The sequence below is a fragment of the Achromobacter sp. 01N37 genome (assembly GCF_056399725.1).
This window is the reverse complement of sequence record NZ_JBFTRX010000003.1, coordinates 313,177-328,052: the sequence shown is the minus strand read 5'-3', so window position 1 is coordinate 328,052 and position 14,876 is coordinate 313,177. Positions and strand designations below refer to the sequence as shown.

At 66.3% G+C, this 14,876-nt stretch carries 14 protein-coding genes; 9 read left to right on the top strand and 5 right to left on the bottom strand.

From position 1 onward, the window contains the following. Positions 1 to 114 precede the first annotated feature (114 nt). Positions 115 to 2,064, bottom strand: a complete 1,950-nt coding sequence (locus AC1DSJ_RS07660; RefSeq protein WP_441371227.1) for a PhoX family protein — start codon at positions 2,062 to 2,064, stop codon at positions 115 to 117. Positions 2,065 to 2,429: 365 nt separating this feature from the next. Beyond that, the gene (locus AC1DSJ_RS07655) at positions 2,430 to 4,409 is read right to left on the bottom strand and encodes a PhoX family protein (protein WP_441371226.1); all 1,980 of its coding nucleotides are present in this window, start codon (positions 4,407 to 4,409) and stop codon (positions 2,430 to 2,432) included. Positions 4,410 to 4,636: 227 nt separating this feature from the next. On the opposite strand from AC1DSJ_RS07655, the gene AC1DSJ_RS07650 reads away from it, so the two are divergent. Further along, a complete protein-coding gene (locus tag AC1DSJ_RS07650) occupies positions 4,637 to 5,080 on the top strand; it encodes a general secretion pathway protein GspC (RefSeq protein WP_054426095.1) in 444 nt (147 codons plus the stop codon). Positions 5,081 to 5,270: 190 nt separating this feature from the next. On the opposite strand, the gene AC1DSJ_RS07645 is transcribed toward AC1DSJ_RS07650, so the two are convergent. After that, a complete protein-coding gene (locus AC1DSJ_RS07645) occupies positions 5,271 to 5,501 on the bottom strand; it encodes a hypothetical protein (RefSeq protein WP_342067412.1) in 231 nt (76 codons plus the stop codon). A gap of 42 nt (positions 5,502 to 5,543) precedes the next feature. Here AC1DSJ_RS07645 and gspG point away from each other — a divergent pair, with 42 nt between their 5' ends. The 8 genes from gspG to AC1DSJ_RS07605 are packed head-to-tail and all read left to right on the top strand — an operon-like array spanning position 5,544 to position 10,826. Next, on the top strand, positions 5,544 to 5,972 hold the full coding sequence (gene gspG, locus AC1DSJ_RS07640) for a type II secretion system major pseudopilin GspG (protein WP_054426097.1): 429 nt from the start codon (positions 5,544 to 5,546) through the stop codon (positions 5,970 to 5,972). Next, positions 5,944 to 6,432 carry a type II secretion system minor pseudopilin GspH gene (gspH, locus tag AC1DSJ_RS07635; RefSeq protein ID WP_054426098.1) on the top strand — a complete coding sequence of 163 codons (489 nt, stop codon included), beginning with the start codon at positions 5,944 to 5,946 and terminating at the stop codon, positions 6,430 to 6,432. The genes gspG and gspH overlap by 29 nt, the downstream gene beginning before the upstream one ends. Next, positions 6,419 to 6,820 (top strand): type II secretion system minor pseudopilin GspI, encoded by a 402-nt coding sequence (gene gspI / locus AC1DSJ_RS07630; protein WP_054426100.1) that lies wholly within the window; start codon positions 6,419 to 6,421, stop codon positions 6,818 to 6,820. Before gspH ends, gspI begins: the two co-directional genes overlap by 14 nt. Next, entirely contained in the window at positions 6,817 to 7,443 is a 627-nt protein-coding gene (locus AC1DSJ_RS07625; protein WP_054426102.1) for a PulJ/GspJ family protein, read from the top strand. The genes gspI and AC1DSJ_RS07625 overlap by 4 nt, the downstream gene beginning before the upstream one ends. After that, the gene (gspK, locus tag AC1DSJ_RS07620) at positions 7,440 to 8,477 is read left to right on the top strand and encodes a type II secretion system minor pseudopilin GspK (RefSeq protein ID WP_441371225.1); all 1,038 of its coding nucleotides are present in this window, start codon (positions 7,440 to 7,442) and stop codon (positions 8,475 to 8,477) included. Before AC1DSJ_RS07625 ends, gspK begins: the two co-directional genes overlap by 4 nt. Continuing rightward, positions 8,474 to 9,466 (top strand): type II secretion system protein GspL, encoded by a 993-nt coding sequence (gene gspL, locus AC1DSJ_RS07615; protein WP_441371224.1) that lies wholly within the window; start codon positions 8,474 to 8,476, stop codon positions 9,464 to 9,466. Before gspK ends, gspL begins: the two co-directional genes overlap by 4 nt. Continuing rightward, on the top strand, positions 9,463 to 10,068 hold the full coding sequence (gspM, locus tag AC1DSJ_RS07610; protein ID WP_441371223.1) for a type II secretion system protein GspM: 606 nt from the start codon (positions 9,463 to 9,465) through the stop codon (positions 10,066 to 10,068). Before gspL ends, gspM begins: the two co-directional genes overlap by 4 nt. Continuing rightward, positions 10,068 to 10,826 carry a type II secretion system protein N gene (locus AC1DSJ_RS07605; protein ID WP_441371222.1) on the top strand — a complete coding sequence of 253 codons (759 nt, stop codon included), beginning with the start codon at positions 10,068 to 10,070 and terminating at the stop codon, positions 10,824 to 10,826. Before gspM ends, AC1DSJ_RS07605 begins: the two co-directional genes overlap by 1 nt. A 224-nt stretch (positions 10,827 to 11,050) precedes the next feature. Here the strand turns inward: AC1DSJ_RS07605 and gspE are convergent, their stop codons facing one another. Together gspE and gspD are read right to left on the bottom strand one after the other, a co-directional pair. Next, positions 11,051 to 12,478: a type II secretion system ATPase GspE gene (gspE, locus tag AC1DSJ_RS07600; RefSeq protein WP_441371221.1), complete on the bottom strand. Its 1,428-nt coding sequence runs from the start codon at positions 12,476 to 12,478 to the stop codon at positions 11,051 to 11,053. Further along, positions 12,475 to 14,862: a type II secretion system secretin GspD gene (gene gspD, locus AC1DSJ_RS07595; RefSeq protein WP_476760289.1), complete on the bottom strand. Its 2,388-nt coding sequence runs from the start codon at positions 14,860 to 14,862 to the stop codon at positions 12,475 to 12,477. The genes gspE and gspD overlap by 4 nt, the downstream gene beginning before the upstream one ends. Positions 14,863 to 14,876: the final 14 nt, after the last annotated feature.

Below are 14,876 nucleotides of genomic sequence, written 5' to 3'. Positions count from 1 at the left end.
CTGGGCACATAGTGGCGGCCCAACGTGAAAGACCCATGAAACAAAGGGCAGAAAGATTGATCGTCGAATCAGGATTCTTTTGCGCAACCCTTCAAGCTGTCTTGCGCGTGTGAATCAAGGGGTGATTTTCACTCCGGTCAAATAGCCTACCGACGCACCAAAGCCGTCGCGGTAGCGGGCGTTCACCAGCGGTTCCAGCACCGGCCGCACCGTGGCATGCACGGGGTGCCAGTCAGCCGTGTGCTGAAAACTGCTGGTGATGTAGGTCCAGCCGTTGATCTCATCCACCGCGTGCAGGCCGGTAGATTCCGCGGCCACGGGGCAAGCCAGCACGCGCGACAACACGCGGGTGTCCACGTTGAACGCCCACAGGAAACTGTTGATGCGCCCCATGCTGTCTTCGCCCACGAACAGCGTGCGCAGCGTTTCCGAGAACTTCAGGTTGTCGGGGTTTGACACCCGGTCCGTATGATGGCTGTTGCCCAATGCATCGGGTTGCGGCAGCATTTCGCCCACCAGCTCTGGCACGGCGGCCATGTCCACGGGCACCCAATCGCTGGCAATCGCCCGCCCCTCGGTGTCCGCCTGCCCGGCCATCATGCGCATCTGATACACCGCGCCCGCTTCCGGGCCTTGCACATGCAGGTGCGGCGAGGTGCCGTCGGTCATGGAAGATTCAATGTGCGACATGGCGGTGTACGCGATCTTGTCCCGCGCGTTCACCGTCGTGCCTTCCATCTTCGAGAACGCCAGCGTGCCGCCGGCAAGCGCCGCGTAGCGATGCGTTTCCAGAAAGGCAGCGGCCTGCCGGCGTCCGGGATGCAGCCGGACCCAGTTGTCTTTGCCGTCAAAACGAATACGCGTGTAGGCGGCGTTTGCAGGGTCTTGCGTGCGCACGTCCATGATGTCGGCGGCGGTAAGCTGGCCGGCCATGTCTTCGATCTCATCACTGGTCGCGTGGCCCAATCGAATCCAGGTAAGCGTGGCCGCCCCGGGGCCGACGCCGGAGGTTTGCGTCCAGCGCGCTACGTACAAGGTGCCGGACGACAAGTCCGCCTTGCGGTCGGCCACGAACATGAAGAGGCCGCCGTTGGTGGCGTCGTCGCCCATCAGTGCGGTGCGCTGGTCGGGCATGACCTGCACCAGCTCGTGCGAGATACGCCCCAGGCAATAGTGTTTCTTGACCGTGCCCGTACCGTCGGCATGCACGGTTACCTCTGGCAGATGACCGTAGTGATAGGGGTTGGCTTTTTTGGCATCGCCGAACACATGACGGCTGAAGTCGCGAAACGATTCGGACGCGTGCGCCGTGGTGGCGTCGGGTTCGTACTCTTCGCTGGACAAGTGGGTGTTCCAGGGCGACAGGCTGGCGCCGCAGGTGTTCCACAAGCCATGTACCGGCGCGGTGTCCACATTGCTGTACTTCACCAGGCTGAGCTTGCCGGTGGACAGCTCTTGCGACAAGGTCAGCACCGCCATCGGCGACGGCAGCCGCACCCACATGTCGGCGCCCGCTTGGTTGCGCGTGACGTATTCAAACTGCACCACCGCGTACACGGTGCGCGCAGGCGGCCCGGTCGCGCCGTCGGCTTCGCCTTCGGACCGGTCCAGCGTCAGCAAGGACATGCCATCGGGACAGTCCGAGAAAAACGGGCGCGTGCGGCCGCGCACCGAGCGGTCCAGGATGGGCGCGCCGTGGATGTCATAAATGCCACCCGCAAGAACGGTGCCGCCGCGGCCATCAGGTACGGCATCGCCTGTCATGAAGAACGCCTCGTAGCCCAGTTGCACGCGGCGGCGCGAGCCGTCGCTGAACACCAGGTCCATCGCCGACTCGACCGTCGTGCGGGCCAGCTGTTGCGGGTCGGCCAGCGTGGGCGCGGGCATCGAGATGAATTCGGCGGACAGGAAGGTGGCGGGTTGATGGTCGGTGGACGCGCCGGACTGGCTGCCTGACAGCAACGCGGCGATGCCCGCGATGCCCGTACTGCCAACTGGCAGCATCGGCGCAGCACCCAGCATCTTGAGGACTCGGCGGCGATCGGGATGGCTTGGATCTTTCATGTGTACGCTCCTTGCGGTAACGAACCAACAGTGAAAAAACTGAGACAACACGTGGGGCAACTGCGAGGCCGAGCGCCGGAGGCGCGGCCTTCGACGCCGAGTGTAGGAGGCAGCCCTCGGGGCCGCGTGCGCCGTTACACGCATGTAATGAGTCCCTGCCGGCATCTGATCTGCCAACGCCGGGGCTAAAAATGCATCAGGGGACCGGCAAGCCGGCCCCCTGATATCACGGCGTCAACCCGACAGGGCCAAGGCCGCGGTGCGCTGCCGGAGTGCCGGTCTTATGCGCGGTCCTGTGCGCGGTGTTTTGCGCGGTGTTTTGCGCGGTCCTGTGCGAGATCCTTTGCGCGGTCTTATGCGCGATCCTATGCGCCGATCTTCACGCCTGTCAGATACCCCACCGCTGCGCCGAAGCCGTCCTTGTAGTTGGCCTTGACCAGCGGTTCCAGCGTGGGACGCACCACCGCATGCACGCTGCCCCAGTCGGCCGCGTGCTGGAAATTGCTGGTGATGTAGGTCCAGCCGTTGATCTCGTCCACCGCTTGCAAGCCGGTGGATTCTGCCGCCACCGGGCAGGACAGCAAGCGCGACAGCGCCTTGGTGTCCACGTTGTACGCCCACATGAAGTTGTTCACGTGGCCGCCGCTGTCTTCGCCCACGAACAGCGTGCGCAGTTTTTCCGAGAACTTCAGGTTGTCGGGGTTCGAGATGAAATCGGCGTTGTGCGTGTTGCCCAGCGCATCCGGCGTGGCCAGGGGCTTGCCGATCAGCTCGGTCACGGCGCCCATGTCCACCGGCACCCATTCGCTGTCGATCGCGCTGCCGTCGGTATCCACCTGGCCCGCCTTCATGTGCAGCTGGTACACCGCACCAGCGGAGTTCGCTTCGACCTTCAGGCCCGCAACCTTGCCGTCGATCATCGACGATTCAATACGCGACATCGCGCTGTAGGCAATCTTGTCCTTGGCGTTGACGGTGGTGCCTTCCATCTTGGTGAAGGCCAGCGTGCCGCCCACCATCGCCGCATAGCGGTGCGTTTCCAGGAAGGCCGCGGCTTGGCGGCGGCCGGGTTGCAGCTTCACCCAGTTGTCCTTGCCGCTGTAGCGGATCTTCGTGAACGAGCCGTCAGCCGGGTCAATGGTGCGCACGTCCATGATGTCGGCGGCCGTCAGCTGGTCAGCCAGTTCCTTCACTTCCGCGCTGGTAGCGTGGCCCAGCTTGATCCACTTCAGCGTGCCGGCGCCCGGGCCCGTGCCCGAGGTCTGCGTCCATTGCGCCACGTACAGCGTGCCGGCCGACAGGTCCGCCTTGCGGTCGGCCACGAACATGAAGAGACCGCCGTTGGTGGCGTCGTCGCCCATCAGCGCGGTGCGCTGATCAGGCATCATCTGCACCAGCTCGTGCGAGATGCGGCCCATGCAGTAGTGCTTCTTGATCGTGCCGGTGCCGTCCGGCAGCACCGTCACTTCGGGCATGTGGCCGTAGTGGTACGGATTGGCCTTGGTGGCATCGCCGTAGACGTTCAAGCTATAGGTCTGGAACGACGGCGTGGTGCGGGCGGTGGTGGCGTCCGGCTCGTATTCTTCGCTGGACAAATGCGTGCCCCACGGCGACAGGCTGGCGCCGCAGGTGATCCACAGGCCATGCACCGACGACGTATCCACATTGCTGTACTTCACCAGGCTGAGCTTGCCCGTGTTCGGGTCTTGCGACAGCGTCAGCACGGCAATCGGCGACGGCAAGAGGCCATACATGTCATTGCCGGCCTGGTCCATCGATTGGTATTCGAACTGCACCACGGCGTAGACAGCGTTGCCAGCAACGCCGGGCACCGTCGTGGGCGCCGACAAAGCCAGAAGCGACGTGCCATCCGGACAGTTCGAGAAGAACTGGCGCGCCTTGGCCGGCACCGAGTTGTCCATGATGGGCGCGCCGGCCAGGTTGAAGTAGCCGCCCGCGACCATCGTGCCGCCCTTGCCGTCCGGCACGGTATCGCCCGTCATGAAGAACGGCTCGTAGCCCAGCTCAACCGTGCGCTTGGACCCATCGCTGAACGTCAGCGACAAGGCCGAGCTCACCGTCGTGCGCGCCATCAGTTCCGGGTTGGCCAGCGTGGGCGCGGCCATCGGCGTGAACGAGGCAGACGTGAACGTCACCGGCGTACCGGGCGTCACGGGCGCATTGGGATCAGGGTTGGGCTGCGGGGTGGACGAGTCATCATCGTCATCGCTCGAATTACAGCCGGCCAGCAGCGCAGCCATGCTGACGCCGCCAATCGGCAGCATCGGCGCGCCTCCCAGCATCTTCAGGAGTCGGCGGCGATTGGCTTGATTCGTGTCTTGCATGCGGGTTCCCAGTTGGATCGAATGAATGCCCGGCTGTTAAGCCCAAGCGTGACCGCATTCTGGATAAGCGCCGTGTAAGGCCAATGACAGAAAGCTGTACAGAACCTGAATCCCGGAACAAAAGACCATCGCGGGCTTGTCATGAACAACCGCTATAGTCGGGCGCGTCGCTTTTCGCCTTGCTTTCGTTTCCTCTTTCGCTTCCTCTTTTGCGCCGTCGCTGCCCCATGCCGCTGTCTTTCCGCCCCGCCCTGCCCTCCGCACCCGCCGCGCTGCGCGTCCTTGCCGTGCTGGCTTTCGCCGCAGGCGTAGGCGTGTGGGCGTCCATTCTGCTGGCCCCACGCCCCGGCCCGCTGCCGCCCGCAGTATCCGCGAGCGCGCCGCGCGCAGCCGACAACACGCCGGTAGCGTTATGGTTCGGCAAAGACGAAGTGATGCGCACGCAGATCAGCGTGCTGGGCTTGATCGCAGCCGGACCCGATGGCGCGGCCGTGCTAAGCGTGGATGGCGGCCCGCCATTGGCGTGGCGCACAGGCGATGAAGTCGCCCCGGGTATCGTGTTGCGCGATATCGCCGTGGACGCCGTGACGGTAGAACAGGGGGGAAGAATGAATCGCCTGGCCACCCCCGCCGCGTTGGTAGCGCCGGCGGGAATTGCGCAGGTGAATTAAATGCTGAGTGGTCGAACCTTGCGTCGTAGAACGATGCTTAGTTGAACGTTGCTTGGTTGAACGATGCTTGGTTGAACGATGCTTGGTTGAACGATGCGTCGTCGAACGATGCGTTCTTCAAAGCCCCGTCTATGCGAATCAGGCGGCGCGTCCTTTCAAGCGCCCTTCAATCCGCAAACCAATCTGCCAATCAGCGTTTGCGGCCAGCGGGCCGGCCCATTTGCTTGCGTCCCGCCATGTTCGACAGGGATGATCCCGTCGGCTTCTGCGTGGCGGCAGCCAGCTTCTTCTGTTGAAGCGCCTTTTCAACCAACGCCGCCAAACCAGTCGAAGACTTCTCTTTTGTAGCCATTACCGCTCCTTGTAGAAGGGCCATGGTAGCAGGCCGGCCGATTCGCACCGCATTACTGTCATATTTCATGTCCACAATTCCGGGCTTCTACCGAAAGACCGGAGTTGTAAAGTGCGTCAGTTACCGCGCGGGCTTGCCCGCCAGCAAGGTTTCACCCTGATCGAGATCATGGTGGTGATTGTGATCATGGGGATTCTGGCGGCCCTGATTGTGCCGCGCGTGCTGGATCGCCCCGATCAGGCCCGGCAGGTGGCCGCGCGCCAGGATATCGGGGGCATCATGCAGGCGCTCAAGCTGTACCGGCTGGATAACGGGCGCTACCCCACAACCGCTCAGGGCCTGCGCGCGCTGGCGGAAAAGCCGGATGGCGCCAACAACTGGCGTGGCTATCTGGACAAGCTGCCCAATGACCCCTGGGGTCATCCTTATCAGTACCTGAGCCCCGGCGTGAAGGGCGATATCGATGTGTTCTCGTTCGGCGCCGACAACAAGCCCGGGGGCGAAAACGGCGATGCCGACATCGGTTCCTGGGAACTCTGAGCGCGGCTTCACGCTGGTTGAAGTGCTGGTGGTGCTGGTGATCGTGGCCATTGCCGCCAGCATGGTGAGCCTGTCCATCGGCAAGCGCGACAACGGCCTGCGGGCCGACGCGCAGCGCCTGGCGGACGCGTTCACCGTGGCGCAAAGCGAAGCCCGCAGCGATGGCCGCGCCATCCGGTGGCTGGCGAATGACCAGGGCTGGTCGTTTGAACGCGCGGGCCGCTTGCCCGGCCCCAGCGCACAGGAAGACGTGCCTGTGCCGGTTGACCGCCTGGAGCACGACGAGATGCTGCGCCCGCAATCCTGGCAGGCGGGCGTGGTGCAACTGCGCCTGACCCCTGACCGCCCGCTTGTCTTCAACACCGAATGGGTTGCCGACCCGATCACACTGACCCTGCGCGCGGGGGACGCCACCGTCACCTTGCAACGCGACGCCTCCGGCCGCTATGACATCCGCTGAACCGCCCCGCCCCGCTGATCGCCAGCGTGGCTTCACCCTGATTGAAGTGCTGGTGGCGCTGGCCATCATTGCCGTTGCGATGGCGGCCGCGCTGCGGGCGACGGGCGTGATGTCGGCCAACAATCGCGCCTTGCAGGACAAGACGCTGGCCTTGCTGGCCGCGCAGAACGCGCTCACGCAACTGCGGCTGGAGCAAAGCCTGCCGCGCGCCGGTTCGCAGACGGTGCCCTGCCCGCAAGGCGGGCGCGCGCTGCAATGCGAACTGGTCTTTACCAATTCCATGAACCGCAGCTTCCGTCAGGTGTCGGTCAACGTGCATGACACGGCCTCGCCGCGGCCCGACGCCGTGCTGCTGCAACTGGACGGGCTGCTGTCCAGCCTGCGATGACGATGCACCGCGCGTTCCCAACTCCCGCCCGCCGTGCGCAGGGCGGCTTTACGCTGATTGAAGTGCTGGTGGCGCTGGCGCTGATGGCGCTGGTGAGCCTGATGGCCTGGCGCGGGCTGGCCAGTGTGTCAAACGCACGCGACTGGATCGAACAGCAGGCCGAAGACACCGACGCCATCGTGCGTACGCTGGGCCAGATGGCGCGCGATGTAGAGCTGTCTTACACCGGCCCAAGTTTTGATTCGCCGGGCAAAGACGCCCTGGCCTTGACCAGCGGCCTGCGCCTGCTGCGGCGAACCAGCGGCGGCCAGACGTTGGAACTGCTGCGTCCCGATGCCGATGGCAACGGCCTGTGGCAGCGCGTGCAGTGGCAAGTGCGGGCAGATGGGTTATGGCGCGCCAGCGGGCCGGCCGCCCCGCGCAGCCCGCTTCCGGCTGCCGTGAATGGCGTGCTGCTGTTGCCGGGGGTGCGGGTGCTGAGCGTGCGCGCCTGGGTGCCCGGCACCGGCTGGGTCGACGTCAACGCCAGCTTTGGCACCGCGCCCACCGGCATCGAAATTACGCTTGAGCGCGGCGCGGCCGCGGCGCCGCAACGCTACACGCGCATCCTGGAGCTGCCATGACGAGCCAATCATCGCGCACGGCGTTGCGTCCGCCTTCGCGACTATCATCGCCCTCACCCGCGCAGCCAACATCACGCCAACCATCGCGCTCCCCCTCGCCCCGCGAGCGTGGCGCCGCGGTCATCAGCGCGCTGATCATCGTGGCCATCGTGGCCGCGCTGACGACCAGCCTGTTCCAGCGCCAGACCGCCAGCACCCGCCGCATGGAAAACGAGCTGTCGCGCGTGCAGGCCCGCGTGATGCTGGCAGGCGGCATCGACTGGGCGCGCCTGGTCATCCGCGATCACGGCAAGCGTGAATCCACGACGCGCGGCGATCAGATCTGGGCGACGCCTGTGCTCGACACCCGTATCGAACGGCCGGGCGACGACCGCGTGGCCGTGTTCTCGGGCCGCGTGCAAGACGAACAGGGCAAGTACAACCTGAGCAATCTGGCGCGCAATGGCGTGCCGCAGCCCGAGCAGGAAAAAGTGCTGCGCCGCTTGCTGAATGTGCAGCAACTGCCCGACACGCTGGCCGCCCACCTGATCGACATCATCGCCGCCGCCCAGCCCCCCGCGCTGGCGGCCGACGCGCCGTCATCCACCAACGGCCAGCCCACGGCCACGCCCAATGCGCGCGCGCCGCTGCCGCGGGGCGTAGATGAAATTGCCGCGCAGCTGGGTCTGGACACGCCCGAGCGCAACGCAATGCGCCGCACGATGACCGTGCTGCCCACCGCCACCAGCGTCAACGTCAACACCGCGCCCGCCGAAGTCATCGCGGCGCTGGTGCCTGGCCTGTCGCTTGCCCAGGCGCGCGCCATGACCGGCGAGCGCGACCGCGGCAACTGGTTCAACAACGCCGGCGACTTCGCCAACCGCCTGGCTGGCACGGGTATCGAAGGGGCTGCGCCCACCGTCACCACCGCCAGTGGCTGGTTCATGGCAAGCGGCACCGTGGTCTATGAACGCGCCCGGGTGTCGATGCAAGCCCTGGTGCGCAGCGCCCCGCCCGCCGCGCCCGACACGATCTGGACAAGAGAGAACCCTTGAAAAATTCCCTGCGCATTGCGCTTCCGGCCTTGGACGAGTTCACCGCCGACTCGCCCCTGCCCTTTGCCTGGTTCGACCGGCGCGGACGTTGCGCGCAGCAAGGCGAGCTGACCTTGCGCGCGCTGGGCAACGCCTATCCCAACGCCACGTGCGAAGCGGTACTGCATCCCGCCGATGTCATCGCCACGACGGTGCAGATTCCCGCCGTGGCGCGCGCCCGCTACGCCGCGGCGGTTCACAGTGCGCTGGAACCGCTGGTGTTGAGCGACCTGGATGCGTTGGCGATCGGGTTTGGCCCACGTGCCGCCGATGGCAGCGTCGCGCTGGCCTGGTCGCCACGCGAGCCCGTGCGCCGCGCCTGGAGCCTGCTTAACGCGCATGGCCTGCGCGCTTACGCGTTGATCGCGCCGCAAACGCTGGCGCCCCCGTCATCGCTTGCGCTACGCGACCCGGCCGACCCGCGCTGGCAAGCGCCGTCGCCGTCGTGGTCGCTTGCCATGCCGCAGCTGGCGCCCGCCCGCGTGTCGCGCTGGCGGCCGGTGTGGCGCTGGGGCGCGGCGGCGGCGGTGGTCTGGATCGCAGGCCTGAACATCCATGCCTCTCAGTTGAACGCCGAAGCCGACGCGTTGAAAGCCGGCATGCGCCAGCAGGTGCTGGCCGCCTTTCCTGACTTGCCCGTGGTGCTGGACCCGCCGCGCCAGGCGCAGCAAGGCCTGGACGCGTTGCAAGCCAATCGGGGGGCCGCCAGCGCGGCGGACTTCCTGCCGCTGGCGCGCGCCGCTGCGCAAACGCTGCCGTTTGCAGCCGACAAGGTCGCAAAGCTGACCTACGCCGATCAGGCGCTGACGCTGCAACTGGCGGACGCCGACGACAAAGCCCAACGCGTCGCCGAAACCCCCGCGCTGATCCAGCAAGCCGCCGCGCTCGGCCTGAAGCTGGAACGGGGTGACACCGACAACACCTGGCGCATCCTGCGCAAGCAACCATGACTTCGCTACGCTTTCATTCATCGATTCTGCGCCTGCAAGCCGCCTGGCAATCCCTGCGCAAACCCATCGACCCGGCGCTTGCCCGCGCGCGGCAGCGGTATCTGGCCCTGGCGCCGCGCGAACGGCGTCTGGTGACGGGCGCCGCCGCGCTGCTGGGCGCTGCGGTGGTGTTCGTGACGCTGATCGAGCCGCCCTTGAACACGATGCGCAAGCTACAGGCCGAACTGCCCGTGTTGCGCGGCCAGGCCGCCACCGTAGCCGACCTGACCACCCAAGCGCGCACGTTGCGCCAGCGCTCGGCAGCGCCGTCGGCCTCGATGCCGTCCCCCGCTGAACTCGGCGCGAGCCTGGAGCGCGCGGGGCTGCCCGCGGGCATGTGGACGCTAGCGCAAGCGGAATCCGGCACGGGCGTGCAACTGACGTTGAACCAGGCGCCGTCTTCCGCGCTGCTGCGCTGGCTGGATGGCGCGGGCCGCGATTGGGGCTTGGCCACGCAGAACGTGGCGCTGACGCGCGCCGCCAATCCGAACGGCAGGCCGCTGCCCGGCTTGGTCAACGGCCGCGTGACGTTGGCGCTGCCCGACAAGGCAGGAGCCCGCTGATGCCGATACCCCGCTTGAACAGACGTACCGCCGCGCTCTGGCTGGCCGGCGCGGCATGCGCCGTGGCGGCTGGCGTCAGCGTGCTGCCCGCGCGCTGGCTGCTGGCGTTGCAATCGGACGCGTCCGTCGTTGCGCTGGCCGATGCCAGCGGCACCCTATGGCGCGGCAGCGCCTGGATTGCGCTTGGGCCTCAAGGCGCACAGCGCGTGCTGCCGCAAGCCGTGCAGTGGCAATGGCGTTGGGACACGATGGCGCTAGAGGTTACGCACCCCTGGCTGCAAGGGCCGCTGCGTGCGCGGGTCAGCTGGAATGGCCTGTCGGTGCCGGCGCAGTCGTTGCGCGTGCCTGCGTCCGTGCTGCCTGCGCTTGGCGCGCCGTGGAACACGCTGGCGCCCGAAGGCATGCTGGAAATCAACTGGCAGGCGTTGCGGCTGGGCGGTGACTTGCCGGCCGGCCCCATTGCCGACCTGCGCTGGCGCAATGCCGGCACCGCGCTGACCTCTGTCACGCCCGTTGGCACGTATCTGCTGCGCGTGCAAAGTGCGGGCAAGGCGGGTGCGACGCTCGCGCTCACGACCGAAAGCGGCTTGCTGACCGTCACGGGACAAGGCAATGCCGGTGCGCGCGGCGTCAGCTTTGAAGGCCAGGCGACCTACGCGGCGTCGGCCAATGAAGCACAACGGGCAGCGCTGGATGGATTGATGTCTACGCTAGGCCGCCGTTCGGGCGACACCGTGACGTTCGGCACCGGGAAGTAAGGCGGCGCCAAACGTTACTGCCGCTGCCTTTGTCGCTGCCTTTGTCGCTGCCTTTGTCGCTGCCTTTGCCGCTGCCCCTGCCGCTGCCCCTGCTGCTGCCCTTGCCGCTGTCCCTGCCGCTGTCCCTGCCGCTGTCCCTGCCGCTGTCCCTGCCGCTGTCCCTGCCGCTGTCCCTGCCGATGGCACGACAGCGGCCGCCCGACCCAGCGCCGCCCGACCCAGCGCTACGCGTCGCGCGTGACGCGCACGATTTCCTCGGGCGAGGTCTGCCCGCCTTCCACCCAGCGCTGGCCGTCCTGCCGCATGGTGCGCATGCCGGCTGCCGTGGCGGCCAGACGCAGTTCTCGTTCGTCGCGCCCTTCGTGGATCAGCCTGCGGGCCTCATCATCCACCGTGAACAGCTCATGGATGCCCGAACGCCCGCTGTAACCCGTGTGGTTGCACGTGGGGCAGCCCACCGGATGAAACACACGCATGCCGTCCTGCATCGATGGCTTCTTGCATTCCGGACACAGCTTGCGCACCAGCCGCTGCGCCAGCACGCCCAGCAAGGACGAGGCCAACAGGAAGGGTTCAACGCCCATGTCCGTCAAGCGCGTCACGGCGGACACGGCGTCGTTGGTGTGCAGCGTGGCCAGCACCAAGTGGCCCGTCAACGACGCCTGCACTGCAATCTGTGCGGTTTCAAGATCGCGGATTTCGCCGATCATGATCACGTCCGGGTCTTGCCGCAAAATGGCGCGCAGGGCCAGCGCAAAGCTCATGTCGATCTTGGCGTTGACCTGCGTCTGGCTGATGCCCGACAAGTCGTACTCGATGGGGTCTTCCACCGTCAGGATGTTGCTCGTCGCCGAATCCAGACGGCTTAACGCCGCATACAGCGTGGTGGTCTTGCCGCTGCCGGTCGGCCCCGTGACCAGTACGATGCCGTGCGGCTGGCGGATCAGGCGGTCCAGCTGCGTCAGCACCGTGGGGCACATGCCCAGGCGTTCCAGCTGCAAGCGCCCCGCTTCTTTATCCAGCAAACGCAGAACCGCGCGTTCGCCGTGGCCGGTGGGTAACGTCGACACGCGCACATCAATTGGCCGGCCGCCCACGCGCAGCGCAATGCGCCCGTCCTGCGGTAAACGCTTTTCGGCGATGTCCAGATGCGCCATGATCTTGATGCGCGAAATCAGCGCGGCGTGCAGCGCCTTGCGCGGCGACACCACATCGCGCAAGGTGCCATCCACGCGGTAACGCACCACCGAGTGCATCTCAAACGGCTCGATGTGGATATCGCTTGCGCCATCGCGCGCGGCCTGGGCGAACAGCGCGTTGATCATGCGAATGACGGGCGCATCGTCCTGCGCTTCCAGCAAGTCGGCCACTTCGGGCATGTCCTGCAACAAGCGATCCAGGTCGATCTCGTTTTCCGCCACGCCCATCACCGATGCGGCGTCTTCGGAATGGCTGTACGCGGCGGTCAGCAAGGTTTCCAGCGCCTCGTCATCCACCTGCGCCAGCGCGATATCGCCATGGCAGCGGCGAATCTCGCGCACCGCCCATTCCGGCGTGCGCGGGCTGACCGTCAACTGCGCCTGCCCCGCGCGCAGCGACAGCACGGCGCGCTGGGCGCGGGCCCAGGCATAGGGCAAGGGATGCGCGCTCATAGCAGCGACTCGGGGTCCACGGCCACGCTATGCATAAGCGATTGCGACACGCGAATGGGCGCCGACGCGGAACGCTGCGGCGTCATGCCCGGATACTGCCGCACCGCAAACGATTCCACGGTGGCGGGCGGCGGACGGCGCAGCGTGGCCGCCTGCTGCTCGGGGCGCAGGTCATAGRCATTGTTCGATACCGTCGGCGCGGAACCCGGCGTGGGCAGCATCGGCGCCTGCATGTCGGGCAGCGCCCAGTGTTCGCCCGGCTGCACCGCGGCTTGCGCGCGGCGCATGTAGTCGTAGCGGTCCATCGTGACGCTGGCGCTGCGGTTCGCGTCGCGCACCACGTAGGGACGCAGGAACACCATCAGGTTGGTCTTCGTGCGCTTGCGCGTGTCGTAGCGGAACAGCGAACCAATCACCGGCAGCGAGCCCAAGCCCGGCACGCTGTTGGACGTCAACGTCACGTTTTCATCCATCAGGCCGCCCAGCACGATGATCTGGCCGTCATCGATCAACACGCTGGTGTCGATGGCGCGCTTGTTGGTCACGATGCCGGTGGTGGAATTGGAACGGCTTTCATCAATGGTGCTGACTTCCTGGTAGATGTCCAGCTTCACCGCGCCGCCTTCCGAAATCTGCGGACGAATGTTCAGCTTCAGGCCCACGTCTTCGCGTTCGATCGTCTGGAACGGATTCGAACTGCCATTGCTGCCCGACGTCACGTACTGGCCCGTCACGAACGGCACCGTCTTGCCCACCAGGATGCTGGCCGACTGGTTATCCAGCGTCAGCAGGTTCGGCGTCGACAGGATGTTGGCTTCGCCCGTGTTCTGCATGGCGCGCGCCAAGACGCCCAGGTTGATCACCTTGTTGCCCAGTACATCAACCGTGCCCTTGACCACGCCCAGGCTCAAGCCGCCGCCGAGGGCGTCGATCGACGTCGGGCCGTTGCCCGTGATGCCGCTGCCGCCCAGGTTGGTGCCGCCGATGAAGCTGGTGCCGTTGCTGTTGATGTTGCCCGCGCCGGTCATCCACTGGATGCCGAATTCGGCGGCCTTTTCTTCGCTGACTTCCACGATCAGGCTTTCCACCAGCACCTGCGCGCGGCGCTGGTCCAGCTGGTCGATCACTTCACGCAAGCTGCGGTACAGCGGTTCCGGCGCCGAGATGATCAGCGAATTGGTGGACGGGTCGGCCTGAATGGTGGCCCCGCCCGCCGAATACGACACGGCCTGCGTGCTGTTGTCTTCACGCGCAATGCGCTCTTGCTCGCCCGACAAGCCGCCCTTGGACGAGCCAGTATTGCTGGACATGCCGGACATGCCCTGCCCCGACTGCATGCCGCTGGCCGACGTGTTCTGCGTGCGCGCGCCGCCTTGCGCGCCACCCGAGCCGCCGCTTGCCCCGCCCGTCGCGCCCGGCGCCGAGTTCGCCTGCCCCGTCAGCAAGCCGCCCAGCACTTCGGCGATGCGCGTGGCCTGCGCGTTGCGCATGTACACCACGTGCAGATTGCCCGCGCGGTTCTGCTGCGCGTCCAGCTTCAGGATCAGGTCGCGCGCCAAACGCGTGCGCGCCGGGCTGCCCGAACGCACCAGCACGCTGTTGCTGCGCGGGTCGGCCACGACCGCAATACGTTGCGTGGGGTCGCTGCTTTGCGTGTCCAGCAACTGCGACGCCAGAATTGCGATGTCGGTGGCGATGCCGGATTGCACCGGCACCACGTCCGTGTCGATCGAACTGGGCACGTCGATGCGCGCAATGACCTGCGCGATGCGTTCCAGGTTATCGGCGTAGTCCGTCACCACCAGCGTGTTGTTGCCGGGATACGCGTTGATGGGGTTGTTCGGCGGCACCATCGGGCGCAGCACGGGCACCAGGTTCGCCGCGTTCTCGTACTTCAAGGGGAACACGCGCGTCAGCATTTCGCCGCTGTTGCCGCCGCCTTTGGCGAATGCCGAAACCGGCACCGGCCCACGTGCAGCGCCCCCTGCGGGCGCACCGCCCACGCTCGTCGCTGGCCGCGTGTTGCCCACCACCGCGCTGCCTTGCAGCTTGGCGTCGGCTTCGGGCACCACGCGCGTCACGCCATCCACATCAACGATGGCGAAGCCCTGCAAGCGCAGCGCGCCCGTCAGCATCGACAAGGCCTGCCCGCTGTCCACGGGCCGGTCCGACACCAGCGTGAGCTTGCCCTTGACGCGCGGGTCCACCAGAAAGTTGCGCTGCGTGAACAGCGACAACGCGCGCAGCACGGCGGGGATGTCGGTGTCGACGAAATTCAGGCTGACGCGGTTGTCCGCCTGTTGAGCATGGGCCGTGCTGATTGCCGGTCCGATTTGGCTTGCCGCAAGCAAGACTGCAAGGCTGAATTGCGCGATGTGACGCATGACGAGGTAGGTGC